The 13,574-nt window shown below is 42.5% G+C and carries 11 protein-coding genes and 4 tRNA genes; 6 read left to right on the forward strand and 9 right to left on the reverse strand.

Going from position 1 to position 13,574, the window contains the following annotated elements; genetic code table 11:
• Positions 1-42 precede the first annotated feature (42 nt).
• From MSG38_RS01065 to MSG38_RS01100, 8 genes are all read right to left on the reverse strand, one after another.
• The gene (locus tag MSG38_RS01065; RefSeq protein WP_248382389.1) at positions 43-924 is read right to left on the reverse strand and encodes a hypothetical protein; all 882 of its coding nucleotides are present in this window, start codon (positions 922-924) and stop codon (positions 43-45) included.
• Complete coding sequence (locus MSG38_RS01070; protein ID WP_248401075.1) at positions 914-3,298, reverse strand: fimbria/pilus outer membrane usher protein; 2,385 nt, start codon at positions 3,296-3,298, stop codon at positions 914-916. The genes MSG38_RS01065 and MSG38_RS01070 overlap by 11 nt, the downstream gene beginning before the upstream one ends.
• 91 nt (positions 3,299-3,389) lie before the next feature.
• Positions 3,390-4,076, reverse strand: a complete 687-nt coding sequence (locus MSG38_RS01075; RefSeq protein ID WP_248400774.1) for a molecular chaperone — start codon at positions 4,074-4,076, stop codon at positions 3,390-3,392.
• A 2-nt stretch (positions 4,077-4,078) separates the two neighbouring features.
• On the reverse strand, positions 4,079-4,804 hold the full coding sequence (locus MSG38_RS01080; RefSeq protein WP_050651675.1) for a molecular chaperone: 726 nt from the start codon (positions 4,802-4,804) through the stop codon (positions 4,079-4,081).
• Positions 4,805-4,899: 95 nt separating this feature from the next.
• A complete protein-coding gene (locus MSG38_RS01085) occupies positions 4,900-5,397 on the reverse strand; it encodes a hypothetical protein (protein ID WP_017080976.1) in 498 nt (165 codons plus the stop codon).
• A 77-nt stretch (positions 5,398-5,474) separates the two neighbouring features.
• The gene (locus tag MSG38_RS01090; protein ID WP_248400775.1) at positions 5,475-5,999 is read right to left on the reverse strand and encodes a hypothetical protein; all 525 of its coding nucleotides are present in this window, start codon (positions 5,997-5,999) and stop codon (positions 5,475-5,477) included.
• Between the two features lie 790 nt (positions 6,000-6,789).
• A complete protein-coding gene (ltaE, locus tag MSG38_RS01095; RefSeq protein WP_248400776.1) occupies positions 6,790-7,794 on the reverse strand; it encodes a low-specificity L-threonine aldolase in 1,005 nt (334 codons plus the stop codon).
• A 39-nt stretch (positions 7,795-7,833) separates the two neighbouring features.
• Positions 7,834-8,349, reverse strand: a complete 516-nt coding sequence (locus tag MSG38_RS01100) for an NUDIX hydrolase (protein WP_248400777.1) — start codon at positions 8,347-8,349, stop codon at positions 7,834-7,836.
• 288 nt (positions 8,350-8,637) lie between these two features.
• Here MSG38_RS01100 and MSG38_RS01105 point away from each other — a divergent pair, with 288 nt between their 5' ends.
• From MSG38_RS01105 to MSG38_RS01130, 6 genes are all read left to right on the forward strand, one after another.
• On the forward strand, positions 8,638-10,293 hold the full coding sequence (locus MSG38_RS01105) for an ATPase RavA domain-containing protein (RefSeq protein WP_050651673.1): 1,656 nt from the start codon (positions 8,638-8,640) through the stop codon (positions 10,291-10,293).
• Positions 10,294-10,304: 11 nt separating this feature from the next.
• On the forward strand, positions 10,305-11,750 hold the full coding sequence (gene viaA, locus MSG38_RS01110) for an ATPase RavA stimulator ViaA (RefSeq protein ID WP_122080996.1): 1,446 nt from the start codon (positions 10,305-10,307) through the stop codon (positions 11,748-11,750).
• Positions 11,751-11,949: 199 nt separating this feature from the next.
• Positions 11,950-12,023 (forward strand) — tRNA-Cys (locus MSG38_RS01115).
• Between the two features lie 46 nt (positions 12,024-12,069).
• Positions 12,070-12,145: transfer RNA gene (locus MSG38_RS01120), tRNA-Gly, on the forward strand.
• A gap of 80 nt (positions 12,146-12,225) precedes the next feature.
• Positions 12,226-12,312, forward strand: a tRNA-Leu gene (locus tag MSG38_RS01125).
• A gap of 64 nt (positions 12,313-12,376) precedes the next feature.
• Positions 12,377-12,450 (forward strand) — tRNA-Cys (locus MSG38_RS01130).
• 75 nt (positions 12,451-12,525) lie between these two features.
• Here the strand turns inward: MSG38_RS01130 and MSG38_RS01135 are convergent.
• Positions 12,526-13,314 carry a lipase gene (locus tag MSG38_RS01135; protein ID WP_248400778.1) on the reverse strand — a complete coding sequence of 263 codons (789 nt, stop codon included), beginning with the start codon at positions 13,312-13,314 and terminating at the stop codon, positions 12,526-12,528.
• Positions 13,315-13,574 lie beyond the last annotated feature (260 nt).

The raw sequence follows: 13,574 nt of genomic DNA on the forward strand, positions 1-13,574 counted from the left end.
TAAAATTGAGCTCTGCGGCTTAATTTTTACATAATTGCATAATTATGGTTGCTGTGAAAGTCGAGGTTCAATAGAAATTTGTAATATATCGTCATATTTCCCTCCTGGTTTGTTCTCTGTTTCACCAATGACAAAATTCAAAGGAATAGGTTGACCAATCGTAGCGGAAAGACGTTGAATTCTCGCATCCAGTTGCTCAAGGTTTATTCTGTCGCTATCGAGGGAAAGTTGGTATGGAATATCCCACTTAGTCTCATTAGATTCATGACGTAGCACTCCTTGATGGGATGATTCGAATACGATGGTATAAGCTGTATTGCTTTGAACCCATAGGTTAGGTGCAGAGCGAATAATCTTGTTTGAATATAATGTCCCTAGATCAAGGTCATAATGTTGTTGGGTTAATCCATAAAAATGAATTTTCGCAGCAGGCGGAACGTTAACCGATACCGGGATGGAGCTAGGGCTAATTTCTACTTGTTTACTATTAGAGGTATAAGAAGGCGAAACTTCTAAAAGCCCTCGATAGGTTCCTGACGCTAACCATTGCTTGCTCGGAAATCGCATTTGTATCGTTGCTGAAGGGTGGCTATCGGTTAATGATAAGTGCCATTGATTAGCCACCGGCATGCCAATCTGCCCTGACCACTCAAAGTTGAGTTTGTCTTGGCTCGACCCTTTTAACGATCGACTGGTATCGTTAAGCTGCAAAATTAAGCTTAACTCGCATGGTTCGCCAATTATGTTCGCATCTATTCGGTAAGTGTTAATTGTTGCGAATGAGCCTGCGCTAAAAACATCATATTGCGATTTAGATGAGACGGGTTGAATAGTCAACGCATTAGCTTCACACGCAAATGCATAAGGTAGATGGTTTATGGCGATGAGGAACAGGGATCCCAAAAGTACTTGTTTATTCAACATACACATCTCCAAGTCTTATCAAGTTGTCACTGCGTTCACTAAGGGAAATGATGACTGACTCTTGTTCTTTAGTGTCTAGTACCAATTGATATTTACCTGGCTTTAATCCAGAGATTGCAAATATGCCGTTACGATTGGTAAAGAAGTCAATGGGCAACTGTTTTGCCTCACCAAGGTAATGTGCTACACCAGCGACAAGTGAAATAGGGTTGTTACTTTGACGATCGAATAGCTTGCCAATAACGGTTAATACAGCATCAGATCCAATCTGGAGTTGGAAGCCCCGTTTATAACCCGGCTTAATCCAAAAAGCGCCATCACCTAAGTCATACCCTGGCGGCAAGTTATCGACCTCGTAACTGATTACTTGGCCATTGTAAGCAACAAGGTCTGGGACCATAGCACTTGCATCTCCTTTAAGATAAACGCGTGCGTACTCACCGTCCCTTGTGGGATCGATAGCCACGTCATTCTCTTTCAGACTCTTATGTTTAGTGACAATCGCAAACGCTTCGCGTACTGGTCTGCCGACTGCCACAGATGAACCTGCAAAAGCAAGTGAACTAGTAACAGTTACGTCGGTACTGTGGTTTCGTGTTTCACCACTAATTTCTTCAAGCCGCGAAGCGTGGGTCGCATTCAATTCATAACGGTTGGCCGTGTAGTTAATCCCAGCATCCATATCGGCATCCGTCTCTTCGTTAGTAATAACACTCGCAAACGCCGACACCCCTCCTGTGTTACCAATATTATTCTGATAGCTGTAATCTAAGGCGGCTTCATTGAGCTCTGTGGTGTAACGACCGACAACACGAGTTTGTCGACTAAGAGGCCAACTTATGGTGACAGTCGTGCTGATGTCATCGTCTTCGCTTGCGTTATGTCGATAGTTAACGCGTGCACTCCAGGTAGCGGGAGTATCAAACAGTCCGTCCGATAAACTCGGGCTAATCAGCCAATAATCGTTCTCTTTGTCTATTCCTGATCGGTAATTGAGGGTCATGGCGGCACGTAAAGACTGACCAAGGTAAATGGAGCTGAATGCAGACACATAATGAGTGGTTAAGTTGATATCGATATCGGAAGCATCAAACCCTGAGACCCCAGTAAAATTGTTGGCCAGATATTCATAACTAAAACTCAGTTGTGGGGACAGAGTGTTGGTATTGGAAAACTCCGCGTCGAATGCAAATTTGTAAGCGTAGCCAGTTCCAAATGTAGGGTGTTCGCTACGAGAGGCAGTGAGTTCAGTGACGCCCCATATAGAAGCGAGTAACGCGGTGGCACCATATTGATAAAGATCTTCACGGGTTTGAAAGTTCGTACCCAACGTTAACCAAGGGCTAATACCCACATCAATATAACCATGGAAAATACGCTCGTCGGTTAGGTACTCTAGTTGTCCATTTTGTAATTCAGAAGGCGCTCCATACATGATGCTATATTCAAACTCACCGCTATTGAGCAAGTCGTTACCGGTTGCAATAGAAAACTCGATACGTTCTTCATTCCCGGAGCGGTCGGTGATGACGAGTACAATATCATTGCTACCTTGCGCCAGGGGGATATCACTAAGGTTATAGCTACCAGCGCCGAGGGTTAATCGTTGGACTGCGATCCCATCTATATAGACATCGACATTTGATGCCCTTTGAAGGGTGAATGATTGATTGGCTCGTGGTCGCGCATTTCTGGTTGGAATGAGTGTGAAATCTCGCGTTAACCCAATACCAAGTATGTCGGTACTGTCCTGAAAAGATTGACCACTGTTGTACATATCGCCGAGGACAAGTCGTGTGCCTTGCTCTGCAAAGTCAATATTAAGACGAGATCCTTCTCTTACGTATCTCGAATCTTGTGATGAGCTGTTTTCTAAATAGGATTCGTACTCAAAGTTTAGAAAACCAATGTTAAGTGCGGAGTCGAATTGACCGCGATAGAGATCTTGCCTTGACGAATTCTGGTCCACATATTGGGTCTCATTGGCCGAAAGGGCAAAGTTAACGTACCCACTTAATAAACTTGGTTCGGCATAGTTATAAAAATCATCTGCGCCGTTCATAGACAGTTGTTGGGTTAAGCTAAATTCAGGTGGTACCGTCACGATGCATTCTAATGATGAGAAATCGAAACTCAGATCTAATCCTACGCTCTCAAAATGATGCTGAGACAGCATCTCATCGTCTGTCGTGTCATTGAGTCTCGCAATACCTTCATGAGTTACGACGGAAGAAAGGAGAGAAAGCGTACTTTCCTTCGGTAACAAGATCTCGTTGTTTGCGGTAATGATAATGTCCGCTTCCCCCAGTATGGTGTCACTTATCCTCAGTAAAGAGGTAAGTTGAATATCTCGCCCTGTTGGATTCAAGACCATTTCCTGGCCCCAAGCTGCAGGGCTTAAGGCGGCACAATATAGAAGTACTAATCCCAAGACATACAAAACTCGCCACATCTTGTGATGGGTTTCAGTTTTCATGCCCATGGTAAGTGCCCATTGGTAAGTAATTTAAAGAAGAAGGAAAAGTAATAGTGGAGTGTGGTGGAATAAATTGCTCACCTAAAGCCGCATGTACTTTTTGGCTCTGAGATTCGAGCCCCGTAAAATGAAGTAACGATGTATAGGTAAATCGTGACCCTGAATTAGTAAGTGTTAGCTTGCCTTGTTTATCTACGTGCAATTTCACGTCAGGTTCTAACGAGGATGAGTGAATGTGCAACAACGCATTGTAGTGAACTTGCAAATTGATACCGCTGGTTAAACCGATGGGCTTATCTATTCTCGCGTTGTTCTGTCCAATATTCACGGTACTGAAACGAATGAAATAACTTTGAGAGGTTTCGAGTGTTCTGTTTCCCAACCATTGTATACGGAATACTTGACGTTCTCCGGGTGCTAACATCGCGGCTGGTGGAAACACAAACATCTCTTCACTCGCTAGATCAGATGTCTCGAACGTGCCATCTGATAAGAAGTTCAAACGACGAACGTTAGCTTCAAGTGGGAGAGCTTGTGTTGAGTTGTTAGTCACAACCAGTTGAGATGCTGCCCTGTGATCGGTATTGAGCTCAATGACGGTTGGAAACAGTGTTATGCCAAACGCTTGTGTGCACAGAAAGCAAGAAATGAGCGCTCCCCAAATATAACGTCTCATTACTATTGATCCTGCTCTATTTCAATCGATAGGGTGTTTACGTCATAATTTTTAAGAGGCTGCATTTCAAAAAAACGCGTGGAGTAGGGAAGGACCAAAGTACCCGGAATACGTTTAGCGATTTCTACGCCTTTTAAATAGGTTGAATTTTTACCATCAGATATCTTCCATGTTGTATTGGTTAATCGACCATAACTATTACCACTGTTAAGTACTTCAAGAACCCATTTGTTCTTTTTGTCATTTTGCTCGATGCTTTTAATTTCTAGCTGGGAAGTTGTGTTCTGAGGTCGCACGTTGATAAGCGTATTAAACTGTAGCAAAAGGCTTACTTGCCCTTGATTACTGCTCGCTCTTTGAACTTTTACTTGCTTAACAGCAATGCGATACGCTTTAGATTCTGTGATTGAAGGATCGCCCAAATACCGCACCATAATGGATTGCGATCGTCCAGGTTCTATTATTGCGGTCACTGGAATCACTAGTAACTCGTCATCCGCAGGAGTGGTGGTCTCTTTGCCATAATTGTCCATTGTCATGTAGACCGGAGAAAGCTCAACCGTGAGTGGTTCTTGAGATGAGTTCTCAACCCTCATGGTCATTTGAGCTCTTTTGCCAAGCGGTGTCATTTCCATAGACATCGGTTCTACTTTGAACGCATGAGCGGACAAACAAGTGAATGACAATAGGAAAAGAACGATCCATTTATGCATGATCCATTTATACATAGCGAAGAGCTCCAAATTAAACTTATATCGTTGAGACTGAGACTGAGACTGAGATTAAGTCGGAGGCTGAACAAAAGCCCCCGACTTGTTAGCCTCTAATTCGAGGTGATATTTACGGTTAATGTATCTGAGTAACCACCTGCCCACGGCGAGGTTTCTGTTGTAACAATATCAATGCTTGCGGCAACACCAGTAGCTAATGCCCCAGAACCACCATAAGAGTTACTGACTGAAACGTCATTTAGACCTGGGCCCCCTGGTGCATTAAGCGTGAAAGGAGCTAAGCCTGACGGGTTGAATGTTGCATCATATGTAAGAGCGTAGTCTTCGCTATCGTCTGACTCTAGACCACCTTCAGCACTTGTCAGTGTTACCGTTGCACCATCGACGTCATTACACTTCATGTTAAGGCCACTAACAGAAAGGTTTTGAATTTGAGATACGTTACCAAAGTCCATCAGTTGCGTTGAAAGACCAGTAACCTCACATACAGGTGAAACAAATCCAACTAACTGGACATCACCAGGAGCGGCTTGGACTTGAGCACCAAAAATAGCTGTGACTGTTGCTGCGTAGAGTGTTAGCTTTTTCATTAGAAATTCCTTTATCTTAAATGATTGGCTCGAATACTGCTGAGCGTATGTTGTTCTGCAGATACATTGCAGAGTTTTCACTTTGTTACGCTATGAATCGAAGGGTAAACTTCGATCTCAATAACGTCTTGATAATAACCTGCGTAATGCAAGCTATTTTCGAGTGCTACCCTAAGATTCCCCTGTTGAGAGAACGGAATAACACCAGAACTGTCTATCATTACTGGTGAAGTAAGTTGGCTGCTGTGCCTATTTTCATAAAGACGAATTTCGTCTATTTGTAATGACAAATTGTAACTCTCAATAATATCAACCCCTTGATGTTGATATTTTAAGCCTCCATGTTTTGAGTTGATCGTTATACCCAACGGACGGTTACAATAGATATTAAAAGGCAACGATTGCACATCACGGTGTTCTGTAAAATTCATAATATTGCCAGAAAAAAAGTTTATTTCGCATCGATCTTTGATCTGACCGCTAATTCCTAACGTTAAGGTATTAGCACTGGCGTAGAATGAAAGTGATAGAATCAAGATTAATACGGAGACGGTGAAGTTATGAAGGTCTCTAAATACTCTAACCATAATTTCACCTCTCAACGATTGAATGTAACTTGTTGCTTAACTTTGAAAACTATATGTGCTTGAGAAAATAGTGAAGTAGTAAAAAAAGTTTATTATTTAAGAGAAGTATGAGTTTTAGTATGATTTTAACCTGAGGAGTAGAGGCTGAATAATTAGATAATAATATTATATTCAATTAGATAGGTTGTTTTTGTTGAAGGTTCTGGATGATGAAAGCTTTTTATTTAATTGATAAAAGTAGGGTTATGGTCTACCGATGATGATTTGTATTGAATTTTCCGATGAGCCACTGTTTTAGGTATCATAAAATTGACAGTGTTATTAAAGAAATGCGAATTTGATAATTTAATTTTTAAGATGAATGTAGTAATTAAGATTTTTATTAACGGAGAGTAAACACATAGGCTGCTGGAAATTTATCAATTAAAATTAGATGTTTACAGAGAAGTATTTAGGAATGATGTGATCTGTTTTTAATTACCGCATGTGTCTTGACCGAAAAATAAACTTTTGGCACTGAATTATTTACCTTTACCGACCATTCAATGTTTTACGTCACTAATACAAGTCAAACTTAAGCGATAACAGAATGCTGAAATATAGGGGATGATTCTTAGAAGGTATTCACATAGGCCAAAACGAGATCGCGTTCTGTTCCAGTCAATTTAGTGTGCTTATTAGAAAACTAGTCTGTGTCGAGAAGGTGATTTGCTGTGGAATTGGTGAATGAATTTTTTGAAAGACTAAAGCTTCTCACAGGAAGCTTTAGTTTTAATTACGGTAGAGGCTAATCTCGTTAAAAGAGTTAAAGCGCATTTTCCAACTTAGTTAGGAAAGTAGCGATGTCTTCTGAACTGATATCTCTATGAGTAACAAATCGAACAGGGTTCCCTGGTGACATCGTAATGCCCTGTTCGCCCAGTTCGCGTGCGATTCGGTTGATATCCACAGACTCATCTAACTTAGCAAATACAATGTTAGTTTGAATGAAATCAGGGTTAACAGAAAAACCTTCTAGCTTGCTTAAACCAATCGCTAGGCTTTTTGCGTTCTCATGATCAGCTTTAAGTTGAGTGACGTTCTCTGTTAGAGCCATTTTCCCCGCAGCGGCAAGAATACCTGCTTGGCGCATGCCACCACCGACCATTTTACGCAGTCGACGTGCTTTCGCGATGTATTCTTTGCTGCCAAGCAGTAGTGAACCTATTGGAGCACCTAAACCTTTTGATAAGCAAATAGTCATAGAGTCGAAGTGTTGTGCGATCTCTTTAATGTGCACGTCTAATGCCACGGCTGCGTTATAGACGCGCGCGCCATCTAGGTGCATTTGAAGTCCGTGTTGGTTTACGAACTCACGCGCTTCTGCTAGGTAAGACATTGGTAGCACTTTACCATTGATCGTGTTTTCTAAACTAAGAAGCTTGGTACGAGCGAAGTGGCTGTCGTCGGGCTTAATCGCAGCGGCAAGCTTTTTAAAGTCTAAAGTCCCGTCTGGGTTGTTCTCGATTGGTTGAGGTTGGATAGAACCAAGTACCGCAGCTCCGCCAGCTTCGTACTTATAGTTGTGCGCCTGTTGGCCACATAGGTACTCATCACCACGCTCACAGTGCGCCATCAAACCAAGTAGGTTGGCTTGCGTACCTGAAGAGGTGAACATTGCCGCTTCAAAGCCCGTTTCATTTGCTGTCCACTGTTCTAGCTCGTTGACGGTTGGGTCGTCGCCATAAACATCATCGCCCACTTCTGCGTTTGCCATTGCGTCACGCATAGCTTGCGAAGGTTTAGTTACGGTATCAGAACGAAAGTCCATGTTTCTCTCCTAGAGTACTTTAGGTAGCCATATAATTGGCTATAGATGGCCACATAATTGGGCTTTGCTTAAACAAGCGATAGTTTTGGTATCGGTGATTTGATCGTGTCGTATTTTATCGTGCAGTTCTTCTAAACTCAGTTCGATCACTTCTATTACTTCATCTTCATCGCATTCAAAGCGGGTAGTGAGGCTTAAGTCTTTCGCGACAAACAGATGTTGTATCTCATCACAGAAGCCAGCTAAAGGGGTGACTTGCCCTAAGCTTTGAAAAGAAGTTGCACTGTAACCTGTTTCTTCTTCTAGCTCTCGTTGGGCACATTGAAGAGGTGTCTCATCTATTTCCATCGTGCCTGCGGGTAGTTCTAAAAGCCATTTCTTAAGAGAAGGGCGAAACTGGTTAATGAGGATGATTTTTCCAGACGAAGTGATAGGAAGAATAACTGCCGCGCCAGGGTGGTTGATTGTTGTATGTTTTACCACGACGTTCGTAGGGAGCGTCACGTTCTCTTCGATGAGAGAAATACTGTTCCATTGATGGATAACTTTACTCATGCAATTTGGCCACATTCCTTGCCAATTTTTCGTATAACTGAAGACGTTTACCACCATAACGTCTATGGTGTCGAAAATAAAAGAAAAATTCGGTTTCGCAATAGATTTAGTTTCACGCCGTACGTGATGTTACTCTCATAATTGGAATCTATGATTGCGCCAAAATTACCGACGTAACCATCTGATATAAATGCAACTCAATAATAAAATACACTTGTAACAAAGTGCTAACAAATGTATAAAAACAATTCTACACTCTCAACTGTTCAAAGATTTTCGGAGTAACGCATGAACCCTTCTATTTCTTCACATGCTGACAAGGCGCTACTCTCTGAAAGAATCAATAAATTAGCGCATGCTCTGTCTGATGGTGTCTATGAAAGAGAAGACACGATTAAGCTGTGTTTACTGGCTGCTTTGGCTGGTGAAAGCGTGTTTCTATTAGGCCCTCCGGGCATCGCGAAAAGTCTTATCGCTAAACGTCTCATTCAGGCTTTTGACAACAGTAGTTACTTCGAATATTTGATGACTCGCTTCTCTACTCCAGAGGAAGTGTTCGGCCCACTAAGTATCCAAGAATTAAAAGACAACGGTCGTTACGTAAGACTGACCGAAGGCTACCTACCAACTGCACAAGTCGTATTCCTTGATGAGATCTGGAAGGCCGGCCCTGCAATCCTAAACACGCTACTTACTGTCGTTAACGAAAAGACTTTCAAAAACGGCAGTGATATTGAACGTGTACCGATGCGTCTACTCGTGTCGGCATCCAACGAACTTCCAGATGAAGACAGTGGCTTGGAAGCACTTTATGACCGTATGCTGGTTCGCGTGTTCGTGAACCGTATTCAAAACAAACAAAACTTCAAGTCGATGCTGACGACGGGTACTTCTCAAGAAGCGGTAATTCCAAAAGGTTTGGCGATTACGGATATTGAATACCATCAATGGCAGAAAGAGCTCGATAAGCTAGAACTGACAGACAATTCGTTTGATAAGTTGTTTGAACTAAAAACCATGCTTGAAGAGACGGTTAAGAAGCAAGGCTCTGCTTCAGAGTCAGAATTGTATGTATCAGATAGACGCTGGAAGAAGGCCGTTAAACTATTGAAAGCGAGTGCGTTCTTTAGTGGTCGCGATAGCGTGAACCCTCTGGATATTATGCTTCTGCAAGATTGTTTGTGGCATAGCCCAGAGTCACGTGATGTGGTTCGTAGCGTGGTGAAAGACTTTGCATTGAACCGAGCGTTTGATCAACAAGAGTCGAAAGCTCAAATTGAAATGTCTCGTGAAGAGTTAGAAGAGATTCAAGACGATGTTGAATCAACGTTGTCGGTGTCGCTTTCTATGGAGTCAACCAGTGGCTTGCTACGTAAAGACGTTTACCAGAATGACATCAAGAACGCGAAAATGTACAGCGTGGGCAGTGCTTATAATCTAGTGAAACTGGTTATGCTGCAAAGCAACATGTCGGTGTCTGAATCTGAGAAAGGCGATAGCCGTTGGGTATACGTAGCCAAAGATGATTTTGATCGTGTTCTTAAAGAAGGTCACGGTGATATTTACGGTTACGTAAACGAAAATAAAAACCTATGCCGTTTAAAGCTCGACTTGGATGCATCAAACCAATTAGTGATTAAAGACATCGCCAATCGCTCTGTATTGGTGAGTGTGGTTACTACTGACGGTTTAGACCAAGAACTGTACAACAAGTGGTTGAGTGGTGCTGAGAAAGCCTTAGAACAGTTAACTGAAGCTGAATTCAAGTTAAAACGCGTTCGTACTGAATTCCATGATGCGCTGCCTCATAACTATATTGATCCTGATTTACCGAAAGCGATGGAAGCAAGTTTGCAGGCGGTAACGCAAGATCTTGAAACAACGAAAGTGAAGAGTGCCAAGATCGCTCAGCGTATTAAGTTTATGAGCCAGTACTTCGAGTAAGAGGAGAGCATATGTTAGGAGCAGACGGCTTAAACCTCGCTTTGATGGTGGCTGATTCAGGAATTATTGATACGGCGATGAACGATCTCATCGCTCGTTCTCAAGTAATGATGGCTGCAGAGAACAAAGGCGTGAAAACCTCAGTGAAAAACCACTTAGTTAAATGGCGTGGTAAAGTTAAAAAACGCGTCACTAAAGTGTGTGAAACTGATCGATTCCAAGAGGAAATCGCACTTTACCAAGAAGTGATTTATTGGAATGAACCTCAGTTCTTTGATGAGATAGACAGTGTTATCAAAAAGCTGGAGTGGCACTCAGCGTTTTATCTGCAAGCTCGACGCCTTATGGAGAACAACAAGGGCGTTTATAACGCGATGTTTCCACACTACTTTTGCGACCAATGGTACCAATCACTGTCTGATGCGATTAAACAAGCTCAAGTAACTGAACTTGAAACAAGCAAAGAAAAAGTCTTAGCCGATCTTTATCAGCGCATGGAAACCATGAAAAACATGGACAAAGTGACTGAGTCGGGTGATGAAGGTAGTGTAGGGCGATTGTGGGACATGGCATCTGCCAAGTTAAGCAAAACAGACCTTACCATCATGAAACGTCATGCTGAGTTCTTGAATAAGCACAAGGGCTTGCAAGAGATCGCTGAAAAGCTAGGCCGTATGGCTGGTGAGGAAGATGATCCTTCGCTACACAAAGCCCCTGTAGAAGAATTGCAGATGGTTGAAGAGAAAAGCGATGAAGCGGTCGATGATATTGTCGGGATTCATGAAAGTGATGACCTCAACAAGATGCTGCCAAACGAAACCATGTTCTTAGCTTATCCTGAACTTGAGGTTATCTTTTACAAGCATTTGGCCGACAAGCGCTTACTTAGCTATCGCTCGCAAGGTAAATCACGCACGTTACGCAAAGTGAAGGCGCAAAAACCAGATAGCAAGAACATTGATATTGAAAAGGGCCCGTTTATCGTCTGTGTCGACGCTTCGGGCTCTATGAGTGGTTTCCCTGAGCAGTCTGCTAAAGCAATGGCTTATGCCTTAATGCAAATTGCTCTTGCAGAAGAGAGAGACTGTTACGTGATTCTGTTCTCTTCTGAGCAGATTACCTATGAGTTAACAAGGCAAGATGGCTTACGTGAAGCGAGCGACTTCTTAAGTTACTCATTTCACGGCGGTACGGATTTAGAACCTGTTCTTATGAAGTCGATTGACTTGATGACGGGTGATAAATACAAGAATGCCGATTTAATCGTACTTTCTGACTTTATTGCACCGAAACAATCAGACGAAATGATTGCTCAAGTTGAAAAGTTGAAAGAACACAAAAACCGTTTCCATGCGGTTAGTCTTTCTAAGTATGGTAACCCTCAACTTATGACGATGTTTGACCACTGCTGGGCGTATCATCCGAGTCTTGTCGGTCGTTTCATGAAGAAGTGGTAGCGCTAGAACATCTTGTTTAACTCGATTTTGCTGTGTGTTTTTTGATTGAAGAGATCGAACATGCAGCAATTTGATTTAAATGTCAGCAAACGGAATTTAAATTCACTTTTTTGTTTGACTATCTCCCCTCAATCCGTAAAGTAGGCACCCGAACACAGCGGTGCGGCTTACTTAAGTCCCTAAAGTGTTGAATTAAAAAGGCGCCTTGGCAGAGTGGCTATGCAGCGGATTGCAAATCCGTGGACCTCGGTTCGACTCCGGGAGGCGCCTCCATTCTTTCTCTTATTTTGATAAGTTAAGAGATAATAAGAATGAAAATGCGATACTAGCTCAGTTGGTAGAGCGCAACCTTGCCAAGGTTGAGGTCATCGGTTCGAACCCGATGTATCGCTCCAAATTTTGTAGTGTTGATTCATTTCGACATTAAGATGGTGTTTTACTTTTCAGTAATCGGCATCGCAATAAAGAATTGCGTGCCCTGGTGGTGGAATTGGTAGACACAAGGGATTTAAAATCCCTCGACGTTCGCGTTGTGCCGGTTCAAGTCCGGCCCGGGGCACCATCTATTTGATTATTACCTCGCTTGGTAGTAATCAAAAGAGTTGTTCTCTTAAAACACTATTGAAGGCGCCTTGGCAGAGTGGCTATGCAGCGGATTGCAAATCCGTGGACCTCGGTTCGACTCCGGGAGGCGCCTCCATCATTCAGAAAAAACCAGTCCTAGTGACTGGTTTTTTCGTTTCTGGCCTCGCTAAAAGCTTCCTACTTACCCATTTCAATGCTTATCAAAGAAATCTTTGTTACGGATATACTTGCTCATTAAGTGGTAAGAGAAAGGCCTTATCAACCAACTAAAGATAGAGCGACCAAGGCGGATTAAGGTTGGGGTGTTCTCGTAGATTCGTCCGTTATAAAGCCAAAGCACTTTGCCTACATGCCAATAGACTAAGGGTACCGGTGGCATGAAGGTCACGATGTCGATATCACAACAAATTCGGTAGGTCTTCTTACTCATGCGATAGTGCTTTCGAAAGCTCCAGTCACCAATGGCGGGTTGGCCAAAGGTCACTATTCGCTTAATACAGCCAGGGTACTTTTGATCAAAGTAATCAGCGAAGACACAACCGATAGCGCCTCCGGAAGAGTGGCCAGTAATAGACACTCTTTTGCCTTGTTCGATGAGAGGAGTGAGCGTGGCTTCCAAGCGTTCAATAACGGTTAAACCAAGCTTATCTTCATTACGACTTGGCTGGCTCTCTTGAAACATTAGATGGTAGAAGCCTGCATGCACACGATAATTGAGTCCAATTCTCTTGCAGCTCCTTGTCCATAGAGCAAAGGTCAGTAGCCAATCTGAGATACTGTGCGATCCTTTGATTACAACAACCACTTCATCTTTGTCGCTACTCCACAACACTCGAATCATGGTTTTGCCAAACTGGTTCTTGATGATGCGTTGTCCATTGGGGTCAAAACCATAGCGAGTTTGTTTAAAAACTCTAGGGTAGGCGAGGTTACAAAGAACGGCATAGCGCTCATATTGATATCGTTTTAGTGGCTTCACATGTTTACTTCTTAATAATAGTTACTTAAAACTCTAGTCGTTGAATGTGAAATGCACATGAAAACGCCATTTGCTTGGTTTAAAACAATAAAATCACCGCATTGAATTGGTATTTGAATCAATGATTGTCTGTGAGTTGCCCGTTTAAATCAAAAATCCAAGTATAAGAACCGTACAAGCTGCACTAAATTTATTCTTTTGAGTTCGATAATTAATCACTTGAATTAAAAGATAAAATTTATTGTTGACGAATTTTTTCC

This window comes from Vibrio sp. 1CM24A (assembly GCF_023161725.1).
Taxonomy (GTDB): Bacteria; Pseudomonadota; Gammaproteobacteria; order Enterobacterales; family Vibrionaceae; genus Vibrio; species Vibrio coralliirubri.

Excerpts from the sequence above, each read along its gene's own strand:
- MSG38_RS01065 (WP_248382389.1), bottom strand. The coding sequence starts at position 924 with ATGTTGAATAAACAAGTACTTTTGGGATCCCTGTTCCTCATCGCCATA.
- MSG38_RS01070 (WP_248401075.1), bottom strand. The coding sequence starts at position 3,298 with ATGGTCTTGAATCCAACAGGGCGAGATATTCAACTTACCTCTTTACTG.
- MSG38_RS01075 (WP_248400774.1), bottom strand. The coding sequence starts at position 4,076 with ATGAGACGTTATATTTGGGGAGCGCTCATTTCTTGCTTTCTGTGCACA.
- MSG38_RS01080 (WP_050651675.1), bottom strand. The coding sequence starts at position 4,804 with ATGTATAAATGGATCATGCATAAATGGATCGTTCTTTTCCTATTGTCA.
- MSG38_RS01085 (WP_017080976.1), bottom strand. The coding sequence starts at position 5,397 with ATGAAAAAGCTAACACTCTACGCAGCAACAGTCACAGCTATTTTTGGT.
- ltaE (WP_248400776.1), bottom strand. The coding sequence starts at position 7,794 with ATGGACTTTCGTTCTGATACCGTAACTAAACCTTCGCAAGCTATGCGT.
- MSG38_RS01100 (WP_248400777.1), bottom strand. The coding sequence starts at position 8,349 with ATGAGTAAAGTTATCCATCAATGGAACAGTATTTCTCTCATCGAAGAG.
- MSG38_RS01105 (WP_050651673.1), top strand. The coding sequence starts at position 8,638 with ATGAACCCTTCTATTTCTTCACATGCTGACAAGGCGCTACTCTCTGAA.
- viaA (WP_122080996.1), top strand. The coding sequence starts at position 10,305 with ATGTTAGGAGCAGACGGCTTAAACCTCGCTTTGATGGTGGCTGATTCA.